20 protein-coding genes are annotated in these 19,039 nt (G+C 35.4%); 4 read left to right on the forward strand and 16 right to left on the reverse strand.

Annotated elements, in window-relative coordinates:
• Positions 1 to 146: 146 nt before the first annotated feature.
• The 7 genes from MV052_RS00775 to alaS are packed head-to-tail and all read right to left on the reverse strand — an operon-like array spanning position 147 to position 9,370.
• Entirely contained in the window at positions 147 to 2,153 is a 2,007-nt protein-coding gene (locus tag MV052_RS00775) for a PBP1A family penicillin-binding protein (RefSeq protein ID WP_297440013.1), read from the reverse strand.
• On the reverse strand, positions 2,150 to 2,839 hold the full coding sequence (locus MV052_RS00780) for an ATP-binding cassette domain-containing protein (RefSeq protein ID WP_297440015.1): 690 nt from the start codon (positions 2,837 to 2,839) through the stop codon (positions 2,150 to 2,152). The genes MV052_RS00775 and MV052_RS00780 overlap by 4 nt, the downstream gene beginning before the upstream one ends.
• On the reverse strand, positions 2,836 to 3,933 hold the full coding sequence (locus MV052_RS00785) for a pyridoxal phosphate-dependent aminotransferase family protein (protein WP_297440017.1): 1,098 nt from the start codon (positions 3,931 to 3,933) through the stop codon (positions 2,836 to 2,838). Before MV052_RS00785 ends, MV052_RS00780 begins: the two co-directional genes overlap by 4 nt.
• Positions 3,930 to 5,738: a diguanylate cyclase gene (locus tag MV052_RS00790; RefSeq protein WP_297440019.1), complete on the reverse strand. Its 1,809-nt coding sequence runs from the start codon at positions 5,736 to 5,738 to the stop codon at positions 3,930 to 3,932. Before MV052_RS00790 ends, MV052_RS00785 begins: the two co-directional genes overlap by 4 nt.
• Positions 5,738 to 6,292, reverse strand: coding sequence for a septum formation inhibitor Maf (gene maf, locus MV052_RS00795; RefSeq protein WP_297440021.1), 555 nt, complete (start codon positions 6,290 to 6,292; stop codon positions 5,738 to 5,740). Before maf ends, MV052_RS00790 begins: the two co-directional genes overlap by 1 nt.
• Positions 6,282 to 6,818, reverse strand: coding sequence for a hypothetical protein (locus MV052_RS00800; protein ID WP_297440023.1), 537 nt, complete (start codon positions 6,816 to 6,818; stop codon positions 6,282 to 6,284). Before MV052_RS00800 ends, maf begins: the two co-directional genes overlap by 11 nt.
• Positions 6,818 to 9,370, reverse strand: coding sequence for an alanine--tRNA ligase (gene alaS, locus MV052_RS00805; protein ID WP_297440025.1), 2,553 nt, complete (start codon positions 9,368 to 9,370; stop codon positions 6,818 to 6,820). The genes MV052_RS00800 and alaS overlap by 1 nt, the downstream gene beginning before the upstream one ends.
• Before the next feature lie 177 nt (positions 9,371 to 9,547).
• Between alaS and MV052_RS00810 the strand changes: the two genes are divergently transcribed.
• The 3 genes from MV052_RS00810 (at position 9,548) to MV052_RS00820 (ending at position 11,245) form a co-directional block, all read left to right on the forward strand.
• The gene (locus MV052_RS00810; protein WP_297440027.1) at positions 9,548 to 10,015 is read left to right on the forward strand and encodes a DsrE family protein; all 468 of its coding nucleotides are present in this window, start codon (positions 9,548 to 9,550) and stop codon (positions 10,013 to 10,015) included.
• 95 nt (positions 10,016 to 10,110) lie between these two features.
• Positions 10,111 to 10,344: a hypothetical protein gene (locus tag MV052_RS00815; RefSeq protein WP_297440029.1), complete on the forward strand. Its 234-nt coding sequence runs from the start codon at positions 10,111 to 10,113 to the stop codon at positions 10,342 to 10,344.
• A gap of 88 nt (positions 10,345 to 10,432) precedes the next feature.
• Positions 10,433 to 11,245: a hypothetical protein gene (locus tag MV052_RS00820; protein ID WP_297440032.1), complete on the forward strand. Its 813-nt coding sequence runs from the start codon at positions 10,433 to 10,435 to the stop codon at positions 11,243 to 11,245.
• A gap of 47 nt (positions 11,246 to 11,292) precedes the next feature.
• Here MV052_RS00820 and MV052_RS00825 read toward each other — a convergent pair whose 3' ends face one another.
• The 6 genes from MV052_RS00825 to MV052_RS00850 all read right to left on the reverse strand — a co-directional run bounded on the left by MV052_RS00825 (position 11,293) and on the right by MV052_RS00850 (position 15,333).
• Entirely contained in the window at positions 11,293 to 11,874 is a 582-nt protein-coding gene (locus MV052_RS00825; RefSeq protein ID WP_297440034.1) for a YiiX/YebB-like N1pC/P60 family cysteine hydrolase, read from the reverse strand.
• A gap of 75 nt (positions 11,875 to 11,949) precedes the next feature.
• Complete coding sequence (locus MV052_RS00830) at positions 11,950 to 12,258, reverse strand: hypothetical protein (protein ID WP_297440036.1); 309 nt, start codon at positions 12,256 to 12,258, stop codon at positions 11,950 to 11,952.
• Complete coding sequence (locus tag MV052_RS00835; protein WP_297440038.1) at positions 12,227 to 12,688, reverse strand: DUF523 domain-containing protein; 462 nt, start codon at positions 12,686 to 12,688, stop codon at positions 12,227 to 12,229. The genes MV052_RS00830 and MV052_RS00835 overlap by 32 nt, the downstream gene beginning before the upstream one ends.
• Entirely contained in the window at positions 12,675 to 14,090 is a 1,416-nt protein-coding gene (locus MV052_RS00840) for an aldehyde dehydrogenase family protein (RefSeq protein WP_297440040.1), read from the reverse strand. The genes MV052_RS00835 and MV052_RS00840 overlap by 14 nt, the downstream gene beginning before the upstream one ends.
• A 104-nt stretch (positions 14,091 to 14,194) precedes the next feature.
• Positions 14,195 to 14,827 (reverse strand): YeeE/YedE thiosulfate transporter family protein, encoded by a 633-nt coding sequence (locus tag MV052_RS00845; RefSeq protein ID WP_297440042.1) that lies wholly within the window; start codon positions 14,825 to 14,827, stop codon positions 14,195 to 14,197.
• Complete coding sequence (locus MV052_RS00850; protein WP_297440044.1) at positions 14,824 to 15,333, reverse strand: YeeE/YedE thiosulfate transporter family protein; 510 nt, start codon at positions 15,331 to 15,333, stop codon at positions 14,824 to 14,826. Before MV052_RS00850 ends, MV052_RS00845 begins: the two co-directional genes overlap by 4 nt.
• A gap of 99 nt (positions 15,334 to 15,432) precedes the next feature.
• Here MV052_RS00850 and MV052_RS00855 point away from each other — a divergent pair, with 99 nt between their 5' ends.
• Positions 15,433 to 15,828 (forward strand): thioredoxin family protein, encoded by a 396-nt coding sequence (locus MV052_RS00855; RefSeq protein ID WP_297440045.1) that lies wholly within the window; start codon positions 15,433 to 15,435, stop codon positions 15,826 to 15,828.
• Here MV052_RS00855 and MV052_RS00860 read toward each other — a convergent pair.
• From MV052_RS00860 to MV052_RS00870, 3 genes are read right to left on the reverse strand one after another with little or no spacing between them, the layout of a single operon-like run.
• Positions 15,818 to 16,147: a YraN family protein gene (locus MV052_RS00860; RefSeq protein WP_297440047.1), complete on the reverse strand. Its 330-nt coding sequence runs from the start codon at positions 16,145 to 16,147 to the stop codon at positions 15,818 to 15,820. The two genes, MV052_RS00855 and MV052_RS00860, sit on opposite strands and share 11 nt — an antisense overlap.
• 30 nt (positions 16,148 to 16,177) lie before the next feature.
• A complete protein-coding gene (locus tag MV052_RS00865) occupies positions 16,178 to 18,247 on the reverse strand; it encodes a molybdopterin-dependent oxidoreductase (protein ID WP_297440050.1) in 2,070 nt (689 codons plus the stop codon).
• A 52-nt stretch (positions 18,248 to 18,299) separates the two neighbouring features.
• A complete protein-coding gene (locus MV052_RS00870) occupies positions 18,300 to 19,031 on the reverse strand; it encodes an SDR family NAD(P)-dependent oxidoreductase (RefSeq protein ID WP_297440052.1) in 732 nt (243 codons plus the stop codon).
• Positions 19,032 to 19,039: the final 8 nt, after the last annotated feature.

The raw sequence follows: 19,039 nt of genomic DNA on the forward strand, positions 1-19,039 counted from the left end.
AAAATACACAAGTAGCGGTCCTCTCTGATACGGTAAATCAAAACTCAAGTCACCCTGAACTTGATTCAGGGTGACTTGAGTTTTGAAGTTGTCTTAGTTTTGATGTACCGTACCTCACTGACTGCTACAGCTTAACTATAAATTTATTAAAATAACAACTCCCCTTCTGGGTCTGCTTCATCTTCTGCTCTTGGCGGTTTGGATATATCACTAAAGTACTCTTTTTTTCCATCAATCTCAACTTCAATAATACCCTCAGGCACATCAAATTTTCTTTTTACTTGCGGATATAAATTTAATACATTTTCAAAATATTTTTTAAACGCAGGACCGGCAACGCGTCCTCCTGTTTCTTTATGATACATCGGGGTATTGTTATCATTCCCAAACCATACTACACATTCTATCGTTGGAGAATAGCCTGCGAACCAAGCATCTATATTTTTATTTGTAGTTCCCGTTTTACCAGCGAGTTCTATCCCTCTTGCTCTTGCTCGTCTTCCTGTACCTCTTTTAACTACATCTTGCAATATTGTTGTCATAATATATGCCTGTGTAGCAAGTGAAGTTTGATGCGACGTATACTCTTTTTCATACACGGTACTACCAGACTTATCAATGCTGTCAATTAAATGCGGTTCAACCTGTACTCCATTATTTGAAAAAGAAGTATAATATTTTGCAAGTTGTAAAGGTGAGAGAGACATTGTCCCTAAAGCAATAGATAAATCATTTGGCAGTTTTTTAATATTGAACTTTCTCAACTCTCTTAAAAGTTGAGAAAGCCCTATATCGTTGACTAGATTTATCGTAGCAAGGTTTCGTGAATGCACAAGTGCCTCTCGTAGTGTAACTAGCCCTTTATAATTTTTTTCATAATTTTTCGGACGCCATTTCATATCTTCACCATCTTTTTCATAGTTATATGTTTTAGCAATATCTACAAGTTTTGTTGCTCCAGAATAGCCTAAATCAATAGCAACTTGGTATATAAACGGTTTAAACGCAGAACCAGGTTGGCGTCTTCCTTGTGTTGCACGATTATAAGAACTTTTCTTATAATCTACACTTCCCACAAGTGCTAGTATATCCCCGGTTGCTGAGTCAAGAGAGACTATGGCACCATTGAGTTGGGATACATTAACATCTTGAAGCTGAAAACTTTCATCATTATTTACTAGAGCCTCTTGCTCTTTTTGCAAATCTTTTTCTTTATACTTTTGTATACGTTTGAGTGATAAATCATAAGCATATGTAAGTGACTCTCTCGCAGCCTTTTGCAGCCTCAAATCCACTGTTGTATATATTTCATACCCACCCGTTTTCAGATCATTTCTCCCCATCTCACGAAATCTTCTTGCAACTTCATCCACAATAAAAGGAGCTTTATTCTGCGTGAGAGTATCATCATACACTTTTGGTCGTGTAATAAGTGCCTTTTCAAATGTAGCATCATCTATCCAACCTAACGTATGCATTCTAGCGATAACACGATTAGCTCTTCCCATAGATATTTCATAATTTTTTGTCGGTGCATAGGTACTTGGAGCTTTAGGTAGTCCAACTAAAATTGCCATCTCTTTAAGGCTTAAATCTGAGAGCTTTTTATGAAAATAGCCATCAGCTGCAGTTTTAATACCATAATACCCATGCCCATAATAGATTTCATTTAAGTATCTTTCTAAAATCTCTTGCTTGGTTAAAGCCTGCTCTATTTTATATGAAAAGATAAGTTCTTTAATTTTACGTGAAAGTTTTTTCTCTCGTGTTAAAAGTTTATTTTTAACAAGCTGCTGCGTAATTGTACTCGCACCTTCAACCATCTTTCTCGCTTTAACATCTTTAATAATTGCACGAAAAATTGCATCAAAATTTACACCAGAATGTTCAAAAAAGCTTGTATCTTCTATGGCCACAAGTGCTTCTATCACACGAGGAGGTATCTCATCAAACCTAGCATAATATCTATGTTTTTTATTAAAAACGTTTGCTATTTTTTCTCCATTTTTATCATAAATTCGGCTTGTCACTTCAGGTTTGTAATCAACCAAAGATGAAATGTCATACTCATAGTTAAAATAATAATATCCGATAATTCCAAAAGGCGTTAAAACACCTAAAATAAATAAGCTTAAAAATATTTTTTTAATCATTTTCTAAATTTCCTATTTGTAAAATTTGCTTCTATTAATGTTTTAGTATACTCTTCTTTAGGACTTGCTATCACCTGAACTATTTTACCACTCTCAACTACTCTTCCCTCTTTAATGATACAAACATCTTCACACAAATCTTTTGCTGAGTTAATATCATGTGTTACAAAAAGCATTTTAAATGCCTCTTTTTTTTGTAAACGTTTTAAAAGCTCTATGATTATCGTTTTTGTCTCTGGGTCAAGTGCAGTTGTTGGTTCATCAAGGAGTAAAAGTTTAGGCTTTGATTCAAGCGCTATAGCGATGACCACACGTTGTAACTGTCCACCAGAAAGCTCAGGAGCAAAACGCTCCAAAAGAGACGTATCCAGCCCAACTTCTTTAAAAAGTTCTGCTACTCTGCCCTCATCTACAAAAAATTGTTTTTTTATTTTTGTTAATGGGGAGAGTGCTGTAAAAGGATTTTGAGGAACAAAAGCCACTGTTTTACCTGCAATCAGTTCAAAGTCAAACCCTTCTTTAAGTTCTACTCTCATCTCTTTTGGCAACATTCCCAACAGTGCTTTAATGGTTAGACTTTTCCCACTACCACTTTGTCCGATAAGGGCAAGAGAGTTTTCAATATGAAAAGATATATCTACTAAAGTTTTTTCACGATATTTTATTTTGAGTTTTTCTACATTCATTCTCTAAACGCAGCCACTCTTTTACATATCTCTCGCAACGCTTCATCACTCTCACCCAAACGTGCTATAAGTCTTATAATAGCATGAGGGACTGTGGGCTGCCGAATAGCACCAACCCCATAGCCATCATTTAAAAGAGCGTTCTTAATCTCTATGACTTTTTTGTTCTCCCCTATAGATATAGGGACGATTAGCCCATCTATTTTTATACCCAACTCATCGAAAACTATTTCTTGACGAAGGGCTATCTCTTTTTTTAACTCTACTGCGTTTGAGAGAATAAAATCGAGTGACTGATGTGCAAGTAAGGTATCATACAAAGAGAGTGAAGTTGCATATATAACAGGTTTCGCTCTGTTAAGGAGATACTCTACAATATGCCCAGACCCTAGGATGAATGCTCCAAAACTTCCATATGCTTTACCAAGTGTTCCCATTTTTATATAGTTGTTTTTAATTTCAATATCATAATAATCAAAAACACCCATAAGTTTTTTTCCAATGACACCGCTGCTATGTGCTTCATCAACTATAATAATTGCTTCATAGTTATCAGCAAGTGCAAAAACCTCTTTTGAGCAGATATCCCCATCCATTGAGTAGATACCCTCAACTGCAACAATTTTTCTTTTTGCAGTTGAGTTTTGTAACAACTCTTCAAGATGTTTCATATCATTATGTCTAAAAAAATGCACTGCAATATCGCCAATACTTGAAGCTAAAATACCCGATGCATGATAAAACTCATCCATAAAAAGAACATCACCACGACGAACAAGTGCTTCAATGAGTGCAATGTTCGCATTGAAACCGCTACCAAGCACTATCCCTGCTTCAAATCCATTTGCCTTACACATTGCATCTTCAAACTCTTTATGTATTTGATGATATCCATTTACTAGCATAGAGGCTTTAGAGCTTTGCAATGGTTGCGCCTGAAGAATAGCACAAGCTTGTTTGTGCAAATCTTTGTTATGTGCTAAACCAAGATAGTCGTTAGAAGCAAAGTCTTTCAAACGCATATCTACAACTTCTCTGGTTCTATATCTACCTGCCCGTTTAAGCGCCTTGAGCTCATTCTCGTAAAAAATCATCCTAACACTACTCTATTTCTTCCACTCTTTTTTGCTTCATACAAAGCATTGTCTGCTCGTTTAAAAAAGGAGTCTTTACTTTCACAATCTTTATACTCAGCAACACCAAAGCTCACAGTTATCGGTAAAATCATATGATGTTCTTCAATAGCCTTACGAATCTTTTCAGCAATAACATAGGTGTCAATCTGTGAAGTATGTGTCGCTATTATCACAAACTCTTCACCACCTATACGACAAAGTTCATCCGTATCACGAAGCATTGATTTGACAAGTTTTGTGTATTCCATAAGTACTTTATCTCCTACATCATGCCCATGTTCATCATTGACTTTCTTAAAAAAATCAATATCAAAAAGTATAATTGAAAGCTTTTCATTGTATCGACATGCACGTGACACTTCTTTTTCTATTCTTAACTCATAATATCTTCGATTTCTTACATTTGTCAAAGGATCTGTAATAGTGAGTTTTTCTAGCTCTTCTTTATATATTTCTTCTGTTGTAATGTCAGATAAAACTATCGCATGTCTAAGAGGCTTGTCTGAAATTATTGATGCCGATATTAAAAAATAATATATTCTTCCATTCAAATATAATTTTATTTTATTTGTCTTGTTAGGATAAGCAAGGATATACTCTACCCAGCTCTTACCATCCATCTCTTCTTTTATATAACCCTCATCTTCCACAAAAAATTCACAAATACAATTATATTTTTCCTTAAATTCTTTCAATGTTTTATACTCGTTAAAAATTTGGAAAAACCTACTGTTTACTTCTAAGATTTGATTGCCTTCATTAATAAGTACAACATTCGTCGAATTGTTCATAATCTTTTGATAATATTTTTTTTGCTTTCTTAAAACCATATACAATATGATGTTTATAATACTCACTGCTAGCATCAGAATTAAAATACCAAAAAGTATCCACTGTAACATAAAGTCCTTGATACTTTTTAAAGATAAATCATCTAATTTTTGAAATGTTATATAGCTTCCAATATTTTCACTACTGTTTTCAAGTTTGTAGCTAACTATAAAATACCCATTTTCTATTTTATATCCACTATCTAAATAATTTTGTATATTATTTTTCTTGAGATACTCCATTAACTCTGGTTTTGCATCATAATTTGCTACATAATAATCATCTATAAATAATTTCGTAACAGGAAATTTGAGTTGCGTTTTATATTTTTTATCTGCTACTACAATCGAATCTATGCCGCTTCTGCTTAACTGTTTTGATATAGAGTTAAAATGCGATATAACTTCTATCATACCTATAAAAATATTATTGTCAAATATCGGGACAATAGCCTTTATACTCATATCAAACTTACCTACGCTGATAAAAAATTCATTTTTAGGTGCTATAAGAAACTTGACTATGTCTTCTCTATAGTGTGAAAGATTATCTCCATGATGCTTACTCCAACTACGATAAATTGAAACACCATGTTTATCTAAAACCTGTATCCAGATATTTTTATAAAGTGTAGATTTGGAATATTTTGCTAATAAATCATCATAATAATTATAAGGTACTCTTTTATTTATGATAAACTTTGACAAGTTTTTATCTGTATGCGCTAGTGTAATAGCAAGTGCTAAGGTCGATTTTTGTTTAGCCACAATGTTATCATGGATACGATTTTGCAGATTTTTTGCATTGTTAGCGTATTTTTCAACTAGGAGTTGCTTTTCTGTTTTTTCAAGCATCACTATATATACTACAGCAGAGATACTAAACAAAAAAATCAAAAATACAACAATAAAGTAGGATCTTCTGTTTTTCATTATTTGTCCATAAATGTCTGTAATACTTCTACACAAAGCCCCATAGCTGTACTCTCAAAGCCACGAACTTCTTTAATGTAAGATTTACAAAATCCCTCAACCATACAGGCACCGGCCTTACCACGCCATTCACCACTCTCTAAGTAAGCTTCCAAATCATCTTGATTAAATGCATTGAAAATATAATCGGTTTGAGAAATATCTATGATTTTTTTACTTTTTGAATGATAAATCATGCAGGTAATAATACTCGTAACATTTCCACTTTGTGTCATTAAAATATTACGAGCATCATCAATGCAGCGCGCTTTACGAAGAATATGCCCCTGACTTGTCACAACAGTATCAGCCACAACAAGAGGATAATCTTCAAAACCAAAAGCTTTTAAGTTAGTCTCATATTTTCCAAGGGTTGCCTGATAAACAAAGTTTTTTGCATTTACTGCGTTTACACGCTCTTCATCAAAATCTACACTCTCTTGAATGAAGTCAATACCAGCTTGATCTAAAAGCATCGCCCTAGTTTGTGATGAAGAACAGAGTCTAATACGCATTTCTGAGTGTCACTCCAAGATAAATAGCGATTATGCCAAGGACTATATTGATAGGAACCATATACTTTCCAATAAGTTCAAGTGCTTTTTTTGCACCTTGAGCATCACCTTTTTCTAGTAGTTTTTGCGCTTTATTATGTCTAAGTATCATCCCTAAAAGATTTGCTGCCATCAACATCCAGATCACTTCTTTGACATGCACAAGATTGTAAAGATGCATTGCACCTTCATCTATGACATTACCATTTGCATCAACTGCCGCCACACGAAATCCAAGACCAACAGCCATAATGACCGCTGTAATTATTAAAATAATTACAAAAGGAGTTACAATAGTAAAGAGTCTTTTAAGTGCATGAGAAATTCGCTCAAGTCTATGCAAAGGAGACTCAATTTGTACAAATGAATTATGCGCTGCAAACTTCATAGCTATCATTCCGCCAACCCATACAACTGCAGAAATGACATGTAAAAATACGATTTGCGTTCTGTAATCTGCAAAAAGTTCGATCATTAAATCTTTCATTACTTAAGAACCTCTGTTATAAATTTAAGTGCTTCTTCTTTTGCCTCTGGCAATTTTGAAGCATCTTTTCCACCTGCTTGTGCAAAGTCTGGACGACCACCGCCACCACCACCAAGAATTGGAGCTATTTTTTTGATCCAATCACCAGCTTTAGCATCACTGTTTTTTACACCTGCAGCTATTAAAACTTTATCGCCTTTAACTTGAAAAAGCATTGCACAAAGTTTTTCATTTTGATTTTTTAATTCATCAATTTTATCTTTAATATCCCCTGCTGGATACTCTTCAACCACTACACTTACACCATTAATATCACTTGCTGTGATTTCAACTTTTGCAGATTCTTGTGCTTCTTTCAATTCGCTTTTTAATTCTGTAATATTTGACTTAAGTCTATTGATACCCGCAATAAGATCAAGGTTTTTTACTTCTGCTTGAGCAGATTTGAGCACTTCTCTTTGGGCTGTAAAGTATTTATACGCTGCGTTTCCACAAACGGCTTCAATTCTTCTCACACCCGCACTTACACCTGACTCTTTTGTAATGATAAATGAGCCTATATTTGCAGTATTGTTCACATGCACACCACCACAAAATTCTATACTTGCATCTGCAAAACTCACCACTCGAACTTCATCACCATACTTCTCACCAAACTGAGACTTTGCACCAGATTTTTTTGCATCTTCTATGCCTAAAACTTCTGTTTTTGCAGGAATTGCTCTCATGATTTCAATGTTCACTCGCTCTTCTATCTCACTTAATTCGGCTTCACTGAGAGCTTTTGGATGAGAAAAATCGAAACGCAGTCGTGTTGCTTCATTGAGTGAACCCGCTTGAGAGATATGATCACCAAGTACATCATAAAGCACCGCATGAAGTAAATGCGTAGCTGAGTGATGTTTTACAATCTCATTACGTGAAATGTCCACTATCGCATCCACATTTGTATCTTCTTTTATACTCGAAGTTACTTCAATTTTAGAAAGATTAATGTCAAAAAACTTCTTTGTATCAAGAACTTTTGCACGACACTGTAGCTCACCACTATCACCACATTGCCCACCACTCTCTGCATAAAATGGCGTTTTATCAAGCATCACCCAACCTTTTTCACCAAGGTCAAGTTGCTCAACTCTATGAAAATTTTCATCTAAAACTGCTAAAACTTTTGAAACACTTTGTGTTGTCTCATAACCGATAAATTCATTTTTGCCAAAACTCTCAAGCAATGCCTTAAAGTCACCACTTACAGCATCATCTCCACTTCCCTTCCAAGCAGCTTTTGCCCGTTTTCTCTGCTCGCTCATTAAAGCTTCGAACTTTTGTGTATCTAATGTCAGGTTTTTTTCTTTGAGCATATCTTCTGTCAGGTCAAGTGGAAAACCAAAAGTATCATAAAGTTTAAAAGCGACTTCGCCACTAAAAACCTCTTTTGTATTTTGTAGTTCCATCTCAAATAGTGCTATTCCCGACTCGATAGTTTTAAAAAATCTTGCCTCTTCAAGTTCTATCTGCTCTTTTACTGCGTTTGACTTTGTAGCGATATAGTCATACTCTTGTCCCATAATGTCAACTAAAGTATCTACGAGTTTATACATAAATGGTTTACGAAATCCTAAAAGATACCCATGTCTTACAGCACGACGAAGAATACGACGAAGCACATAACCACGTCCCTCATTTGAGAAGTTTGTTCCTTGAGAGAGTAAAAAGACTGTTGTTCTAATGTGATCTGCGATGACGCGAAAAGAGGCACCTGTCTTATAAACATACTCTTTAGAAATCATATCTTCAACTTTACGGATAAGTGGCATAAAAAGTGATGAACCATAGTTTGAGAGCGCACCTTCTTTGATAGCTACAACACGTTCAAGTCCCATACCAGTATCAATAGAAGGATGTGCAAGAGGGATTCTCTCTCCACCTTTTTCTTTGACTTCATACTGCATAAAAACAAGATTCCAAATCTCTAAAAACCTGTCACCCTCTCCACCCATATGATCTTCAGGGCCACTAAAATGCTCAGCGCCTTGATCGTAAAAGATTTCAGAACATGGTCCGCATGGTCCAGTATCACCCATTGACCAAAAGTTATCTGCGTCACCAAGACGCATAATTCTCTCTTTAGAGATGTGCTTTTGCCATAGTTTTTCAGCTTCATCATCACTCTCATGCACTGTAACCCAAAGTTTATCTTTGTCTAAATGCAGTACTTCTGTGATAAACTCCCAAGCATAAGCAATAGCCTCTTCTTTAAAGTAATCTCCAAAGCTAAAGTTACCAAGCATCTCAAAGAAAGTATGATGGCGTGCCGTATGTCCAACATTTTCAAGGTCATTGTGTTTTCCACCTGCACGGATACAAGTTTGACAAGATGTTGCACGTGGATTTACAGGACGAGGAACTTCACCCGTAAATATCGACTTAAAAGGCACCATGCCCGCGTTGTTAAACAATAAAGTCGCATCATCAGGCACTAAGGGTGCTGAAGGAACTCTTGTGTGTTGTTTTGATTCAAAAAATTTTAAATACTCTTCTCTAATATCCATGTATATTCTCTTGTGTAAAATTACGCGATTATATCTAAAAGGGAATAAAAACCTTATAATAATGCTAATAATGAAAGAAAATTAATATTTAAGTACCTCTCTATAAGTGCCTGACAATACTAAATTTTACATTCATTTTACTTTACAATACTAAGATGCCTTTATAAGGAGATATCTATGAAAAGAGTAATAATAATTTTAGCCTTACTATTTGGTTTGGTTCAAGCAGAAGATGAGAGTGCAAAGGTTGTTTATGATTTAACAACAAATGATTTAGTAAAGTTTGAAAGAAGTGTACTCAAAGGCATCGTATTTAACAAAACACTTTACTCAGATCAGCTAAAAGAGTTAGAAGTTGCTGTTGTTATCCACGGAGGGGCGTATAGATTTTTTGTAAAAGATTTAGATAGCACTATCTTTAAGAAGGATAAAAAACTTCAAAAAGTCTATAAAGAGTTAAAAAAACGTATCGCAACAATGGCGGACACTTATGAAGTAGAGTTTTTGATGTGTGGTGCAGCGATGAAACGAAATAAGCTGACAAAAAAAGATATTGTCAATTTCGTACACATCATTCCCAACTCTACTATCGGACTTATCGACAAACAAAATGAGGGCTTTGCATACATTCCTGTACGAAATTAAGAATGAATTGTCACTTTTTTAGGTACTTTTTGTAACCTCTATGAGATAAATCTTTTATACAATTTCCAAACTAACTAGTAATGGAGTATTTGATTATGCATGAAAGAGAATTTATGGTAGATGCTAATAACCCTGATTTGGAATTTTTTTGTGAGCTTGATGATAGTTGTGCCCAAAGTATCTGTGAGAATGAGCTTGAAATACCCCAAGACTACATTAAAAAGATAGAATGTTATGATGCTGCGTTTAAAATATATCTCAAACCATCCCGTACATATTACCGTGATGACTGGTATGTAAACCTTACTCGCTTGGATTATGTATCATAAAATAACATTTTATTATATTTTTTCCAATTAAATTGACATTCTAAATATAATTAATTATAATGAATCTATCTAAATAACAGGGGATAGAATGAAAAAAATATTAATTAGTAGTGTGTTAACAACGCTTTTGGCTTCAAGCCTATTTGCAAAGGATATAAGTAGTTATGAATATGCAGCACTTAAAAGCAGTACAGATGTAAAAAGTGCGCTTTCAAGTAATGGTTTTAATGTTGTTGGTGAGTATGATGCAATGGGAAATCCAAACTATCATGTCGTTGCATTTACATGTCCTACTATGACAAATGCAGCTTCAAAAGAAGAGCGCGGTTTTGCGGGAGTACAAAAGGTTCTCGTTGATAAACAAGACAATAAACTTGTCTTTACAAATCCTGAGTATTTCATGCGTGCTTTTTTACAAGGTGACTTCAAAGAAGAATCTGCAGAGAAAATCAACTCAAAACTTGCTGCTGCGTTTGGAAAGATGACTCTCTCGCCTGATGCACTTGAAGATGATGATATTGAAGGTTACCACTTTATGATGGGAATGCCGTATTATGAAGATATGATTGAAATTGGTAAAGGTGGCGATTTACTTGCTAAACTCAAGAAAAATGCTGGTAAAAATCTCGTTTTTGAATTAAAACTAAAAAATTCTACCCTCGTAGGTGTTGCAATGCCAACAGAAAAAGGAGAAGCTTCTTATCTTCCTAAAATCAGAGGTGAAAAACACGCAGCTTTCTTACCATATATGATTTTAATAGAAGACAATAAAGCAAAAATTATGCATCCAAAATACGCTCTCTCAATCGCATTTCCAAAATTAAGTATGGGTGAATTTATGACTATATCTTCAACACCTGATGACATTGAAGAGTATATGACAGCCTTAGTTACTAAATAATATTAGGCACTATAATGAGCAAAAACGCTCATTATAGTATCAAAAATCTACTCTATGCTACCGTCTAAAAGCCCTTGCATATAGGCTTTTCTATCAGTAGTAATTTCTTCACCATCGTGATATAAGAGTGGGATTGTAAACCTGCTATTTTCTTCAACTGACTTGACTGCTACATTATCTGGACTGATTGTATTTATACCTGCCGCTGTTTCTGTTTCCCAATCTAGGAAGTAAGTTGCATACACAAGTTCTGAACAGACAATTTTTATACTTGTCTCAATGTCAAATTTAAAATCATAATCTTTTCCAAGTTGACGAAGTGTCAAAATTATACGTGCTTTTTGATCTTCTAAAGACTCCTGTGTATCATGCATAATTGCTAAATCATCAATATTTAAAAAGTGTTCAATTGTATTGATTTGTACACCATCACGCAATGCTTCATCTATTACTTTACCTGTTTGAATCTCTCTTCGGAGTGAATCTATCTTCTCTTGTGTAAAATATCTATCACCAGCATCTTTAAGTCTCTCAAGCTCATCCCAAATTCCTAAATTTTTAAGCTCTTCATCTGTACCAATGTATACAGCCGCATGTCCCCAATGTCCAGGAATAAGCTTATCTGTCAATCATCAAAAACTTTTATAGGCAAGTAAATAATCATCATAACGAATAAGCATAGCAGAAAGGCTAAGAGCAACAAGCTAAAAACGCTCTTTTTCACTATACTGAGGATCACTCTCTTTGACAAGATACTGGTATCTTGAGATATAATCATCTGATGCTGCTTTTGTGTCAAGATAAGCTAGAGTCATCTTATGCATATCATCCAAATCTTCACCACTCAATGGATCTTTCTCTTTTACTTCTTCAAAAAGTCTAAATGCTTTTGTTCTGTTTGCTAACATCTCTTCAACAAACATTTGGTATGGATTGAGTGTATTTCCTGATGGTTGGAGTATCTCTATCGCTGTTTTTTCATTACCGTTCGAGCTTTGACAAGCTGTTTTCATCCTCGATAATTATCTCTTTATATCGCCTAGATAGCATACTTGCAGCGATTCCACTCCCAAGTTTTTGCACCTCTTTATCGAGGTTTAAAATGGGTGTTGTGTGATAACCGCAACTTGGGGATTTTGCTTTTAACACAATTTTATCAACTTCTTTATGCTCATCCATAAACGCAGTTATCTCTTTTTCTAAACGCAGTGTTACATCTTTGTTTGTTTCATCAGTAATGATTCTGTTTTGGCCATCAATTTCTACTACATTGATGCGTTCTCTAGGTGTTCCAAAGAGCGGAGCTTCAGGACAAAAAGGAATTATCTCATACTCTTTTAAAGCCTCTGTTACTGCGTTTAGCTTTTTAGTTTTACCATCGTAACGGCACTGTTCACCTAAAATACAGGCAGAGACTATGACCTTTTTTTTAGCAGATGACAATAGACTTTATCTCCGTCATCTCTTCTATAGCAAAACGTGGACCCTCACGCCCTACTCCACTGAGTTTCACTCCACCATAGGGCTGAATATCAAAACGCAAGGTCGGCATATCATTAATGACAATTCCACCGGCATCAAGTTCATCTATCGCACGATTTGTTAAGCCCAGATCATTTGTAAAGATAGAAAACTGTAGTCCATAGGGAGAGTCATTCATACGCTCGATCGCATCATCAAAACTACTTACCTTTACAAGGCTGACAATTGGTGCAAATACCTCTTCACAGACTATTGCCATATCATCACGAACATTAGCCATCACACAAGGATAAAATGTTCGTCCTTCAAGTCGCGGTAACAGTAAAGGAATTGCACCCTCTTCTATGGCAGACTCTACCCAAGCCATAGCACGTTTACAAGCTTCATCATCGATTAGTGGTCCCATAAAGGTTTCATCTTCATAAGGAGAACCAACTTTGAGTTTCTTTGTTGCAGTTGCCACCATCTCAGCAAACTCATCATAGATATCTTCTTCAACATAGATGCGTTGCAGACTAATGCACACCTGACCTGAATTTACAAAAGCCCCTAGAGCACATTTTGTGGCTGCATAAGCTAAATCAGCTGATTTTTCTATAAAAGTCGCTGCATTTCCACCAAGCTCAAGTCCTACTTTTTTGATACCTGCATTTTTTGTAATGATATTGCCAACTGGAACAGAACCAGTAAAGGAAATCACACGAGGAATATCTGAAGTAATCAAGGCACTCCCAACCTCTGCATCACCATACACAACACTCAAAGCATCAGGTATAGCATAATCACTCTCTATAAAAAGCTTGGCAAATTTGTAAGCAGTTAAAGGTGCTTCTGGGGTAGGTTTGAGCACTACTGCGTTTCCTGCAACAAGTGCAGGTCCAAGTTTATGTGCTACAAGGTTGAGAGGAAAATTAAAAGGCGTAATGGCAACAACAACACCGGCAGGCTCACGACGAAACATTGCTAGTGTCTTTTTCCCACTTGCCATTGCATCTGTATTTATCGTCTCTCCATGCATTGTTCGCATTGTCTCTGCAGAGAGCGTGATAGTCTCAATACAACGCTCAACTTCTATACGCGCAAAAGTGATAGGTTTTCCAACCTCATCAGTAATGGTATGTGCTATATCTTCTTTATTTTCTTTAAGTTTTTTAGCCACATCTAAAAGCCACTCACAGCGTTGTGCAAGTGTAGACTTTTTAGCAAACTTTGCAGCCTCTTTAGCTATTTTCAATGCTTTTTTTGCGTCATCTGCGTCACATATAGGGGCAGTTGAGACAACCTCCCCACTAAATGGAGATTTTCGCTCACTTAGATTCTTTTTTGTAGCTTCAGTAGAACCGAAAAATATTTTTGCATGCATAATATAGTATCCCTTACTAAATAATATGAGAGATTATATCATTTATAAAATAATTTTTATTTTACAAACTCAAAATCTTGTGTTCAATTTTGACATGCATGCTCTTATTTTTCTAACTGCTCAAGATCTGCTTCATCAAGAAGTTCCATTTTTGGAATTGCTATAGCAATGATAATAAGTGCAATTCCATATAACAATACAAAAAATGTTGCATGCTCCCCACTAACATCTACCAAGCTTATTTTTCCATGGTTTTCGCCCATAAGTGGTTTAAAGATTGTGTCGTAATATTTTGTAAAAACATACCCACCGAAAATACCACCAACTGCACCTACAAGAACATCAACTCTTCCCTCTGCTATAGAGACAGGACCTGTTCCTGGACATTTTCCAAGAATAGCCATAGAGATACCAAATAAAATACCCCCAATAACTAAACCGGAGATTATCATAGGTTTTACATGATACGATGCATACCCCATTTTTATCGCAAAATAGAGAGCTATACTTGTAATTCCGATCGCTAAAAAAAGCATTTTTGGGATGATTGTATCTTTACCCATTGCAAAACCAGCTATCTTTTCAAATTTATCAACCCTTGTGTATTGGATAATTCCACCAAACAAGATACCGATAAAAAAGACCATCCAAAATGAACCATGCCCCTCATACTGAACAATATTGTACATATTTTCTGTTCTGTCTAAAACAAAATCAATATATTCACTCATACTCATTTTGAAGCTCCTTTGTTATAAAAAAACTTACCAGTAATGAGTAGTGTCACCAAAACAACTCCCCCAAATATCATGCTGCTAAAAGCAGTTTGGCTCATTCCTGAGAGAAAATGCCCTGATGTGCATCCGCCAGCAAGTCTCGCGCCTACAATAAGAAAAAATCCAGAGATAAAGCTCCAAACAAGACGAGACTTTACAGAATTATTTTTGTAACGCTTCCATGCACTTGGCATAACACTGATACGAAAAGATTTTGTTATAAAAACAGAGGTAAAAAGCCCACCGACTAAAGCACCAAGAAGCATCACACCTTCCCATGCTCCAGGTTTTTCTATCTCTTGAAGGTAAGTATACTGTTCTGGATCCATGCCAAACAATATCCCTGCATAATAAGGAACATAAGTAGATGCTCCAATAGGTCTATCTGCTCCAAATACAGAAAATGTAAATAAGAGTAATAAACTCATCAATATCCCACCTAACCACCAAGGCAATCTTCTTTTCATAACTTTTCCTTATGCATTTTATAATTACTAGAAATTGTACTATTAAAAAAACAAGAAATGGTAAACAAATTGTAAATAAAAACTCATTACAATAGTATCATGAAAATATTTATCTTAATTTCTATCTTGTATTCCTTTCTAAGTGGATATGAAGCAGACAATTGGTCCCATGATTACAACAAAACTCTGAAACTTGCACAAAAAGAGCATAAAAATATTTATCTCTTTATAGGTGCTGACAAATGTCATTTTTGTAAAATGTTTAAAGAAAAAACACTTTCTAAAAAATGGATTATAAAAAGACTCAAGCAAGACTATAAGGTCATTTATCTCTCACGTGACAGACACTACATCCCAGAAAAGTTTCAAAAGTTTGGCGTACCACGCCACTATTTTCTAGATTCTAATGGCAAGATACTTTTTGAGAGTTTTGGTGTCTTAGAACCTGCAGGATTTGTGACTATGCTCGATGAGGCGGACTTAACTAAAGAGTGATATTTTCTACAATAGCAATTTCATTTGGTGTTACAATAACTGCATCAAAAGTAAAAGTAACATCCAGAGCATTTTTTTTCATATAAACATTGGCTGTTTTAATAAGTCGTGAAAGTTTTGTCGGTGTGATATTTTGAATAGCAAGTTCATAATCTTCTCCACTTTTAACCTCAACAAAATGTAGTACATCATCTTTTGAGCTTATGATATCTATCTCCCCAAAACGAGCATAGAAGTTTCTCTCAACTATCGTATGACCAAGCTCAATAAGATATCTACAAGCCTTCTCTTCTGCTATATTTCCTTTTACTCTACTCATATATACATCTTGAAATTACTGACATAAATATTAGCAGTTAATCACATTTACTTTTATAGACTTAAACGCAGCAGTTAAGATAAGTTCATCACTTTTATCTCCGAAAAGATTGTTTATTTTGGAGTCTGCATGATGAAAAGTTGCAAAAAGTGTTTTTGGTTGTACTTTGTCTGTAAACTTAATAGTCAAAGGATTTGTTTCACCAAACTCTGTCTTGAGTATCACCTTCTCACTTGTAAAGTCTGCAGCATCCTCTTCATAAACCAACAAAATATCTTCGTCATATCTGTCATTGAGCTTCGCACTGCGTTTAGTTTGTGCTGCATTGTTGTAGTGTGCTAGCGTTCTTCCTGTAGTAAGATGATATCCATCAAGTTTTTTGCTTTGTATCTCTTGTATCATTCCACGTAGTTTGTACTGATGGTATTTGAAGTATCCATACCCATCATCTGTTCGAAAATCAAGCTGATGTAAAATAGGTGTATCTTCTGTATGTACAGGCCATTGTAGTCCACGTTTACGATGTTTTTCTAGTCTGTGATAATCTGCCCCGCTAAAACGTTTATACGCTACACGTTGCACTTCACTCCAAACATCTTTACTTGAATTGTAGTTCGCATCTCCGCCCATTTTATTATCAAGTATTTGTAATACTTCCCAATCATCTGGCAGGTCTGATTTGACTAAGGGTTGTGAGAGATGCAGTCTTCTCATAGCATTGATGTAAACACCTGTTTTTTCATAAGCAGACTTTACACCCACAACAATATCAGCACGATGTGCAATATCCGTCATAAAAAGCTCTTGAACAAAAATCATCTCTAATTTTTCAAATGCTTTATCTACTTTGTTAAGATTTGGATGAATATGTGTTAAATCCTCTCCAATGTTGAGCACAACTTTTACTTCATCTTCAAGCATCGCATCAACAAGCTGTGGTGTCATAAGACCAACTTCTTTTGGAGTTTCGTAGTCAGGGTCATAATAAGGAAGCATTCCCATATCACAAGCGCCTTGAACATTATTTTGACCACGAAGAGGCATAAGTCCTGCCCCCGGTTTACCGATATTTCCTGTCATAAGAGCCAAGTGTGTTATAGCCATAACAGCGTAACTTCCATCAGTATGTTCAGTGATGCCAAGTCCCCAAAAAATCATAGACTTTTTAAGTGCATACTCTCGTGCTACTTTACGTAGCATTTTTGCAAGATATTCATAGCCTTCAATACTCTTAAAATAGTCAGGATTTGCATAATGGTCACTCAAGATTTTCTCTTTAAAGTCCAAAAATCCTTTTGTTCTGTCTGCAACAAAACTCTCATCATACAGCTCTTCATCTATAATAACATAGGCAAGCATATTTAAAATAAGAAGATTTGCTTCATGTGGCATGATAGCCTTATACTTTGCAAAACGATGAAGTTTTATCTCTCGAACATCAAAAACTGCTAAGTTATCATGTTCACGTGCGACATCAAGAATGCGATTTGCAATGATGGGATGCGCTTCTGTTGTATTTGACCCGATAACGATCATAAACTCAGCATTATATATATCGTTATAAGGATTTGTTGCAGCGCCCTCACCGATAGTCTCACGCATACCTCGCAAAGAAGGAGAGTGACATACCCGTGCACAGTTATCAACATGAGGAGAGTTTAAAGTATGGCGTGTAAATTTTTGAAAAAGATAAGCTGATTCACAAGAAGTACGTGCTCCACCAATAGAACAAATTGCCTTACGTCCATACTTTTCTTGTACCTCTCTCATCTTCATAGCGGCTGCTGTTGTAGCACTCTGTAGTGTAGTCTCATACCAAACATCGTCTAATTCTGTAAGTGTATCTACTACTGCTTCTTTAATAGCAGGATTTTCTGCAAGAAAACTCTTTTTGATACGGGGAATACGAAGTCTATCATCAGCATCAACAAAATCAAACCCGTACTTTCCCTTGATACAAAGTTTCCCTTGGGACACTACTCCATCAGGATGGGCAAAAATCTTTTTGATTTTATTCTCTTTGACATCTACATGAGCGGCTATATCACACCCTACCCCACAGTATGTACATACGCTGTCTATTGTTTCTATGTTTTCCATTTTTTCCCATCCCTCACGATAACTACAATTCAATAAGATTGTTCAAAGAAATCTATTTTGTGGAGTTTACAATTCTTTGTCTTAAAAAGCTTGGAAGTAAGTTTATAATGTGAATGATTAAATAAAACCTAAGCGGAAATGCATAGAACTTTTTTCCTTTTTCTATGGCATTTTTCATTCGTTTAACCCCTTCCTCTGTCTCAAGCAAAAAAGGCATCTTAAACTCATTTTTATCCGTAAGCTCACTTTTTATAAATCCAGGCAAAAGCGTTATCACTTTAATTCCATAAGGCGCATATTTATATCTAATGCCTTCAGCATAGGCATTTAACGCACGTTTTGAAGATGCATATACCTTTGCACTCGGCATTGTAAAAAGAGAAGAGAGCGAAGAGATAAATACTATCTTAGCACTGCGTTTAGCTTTGAGTTTTGGGAGTAATATCTCTAAAATAGCATGATTTGCAAGAACATTGACATCATACAAATGTTTAAACTCTTTAATAGTGGCAATATCCCCTGAGTGTCCAAGTGAAACACCAGCATTGAGTATGACCAGATCAGGTACTGTCATGGCATCTATCTTCTTTTGTAAAAGCTCAAAATCTGTCACATCAACAGCTATAATGCTGATATTTTTACATTTATCTTTTAACTCATCTCGTAAAGCCTCAAGGCGTTCTTTTCGTCTTGCTAAGAGTATAAGTTCATTATCAAACGCAGCATATTGACGGGCAAACTCTGCCCCAAGTCCACTACTCGCACCCGTAACAAAAACCCTCATAAAATAAT

This window comes from Sulfurimonas sp. (genome assembly GCF_026988655.1).
Lineage (GTDB): Bacteria > Campylobacterota > Campylobacteria > Campylobacterales > Sulfurimonadaceae > Sulfurimonas.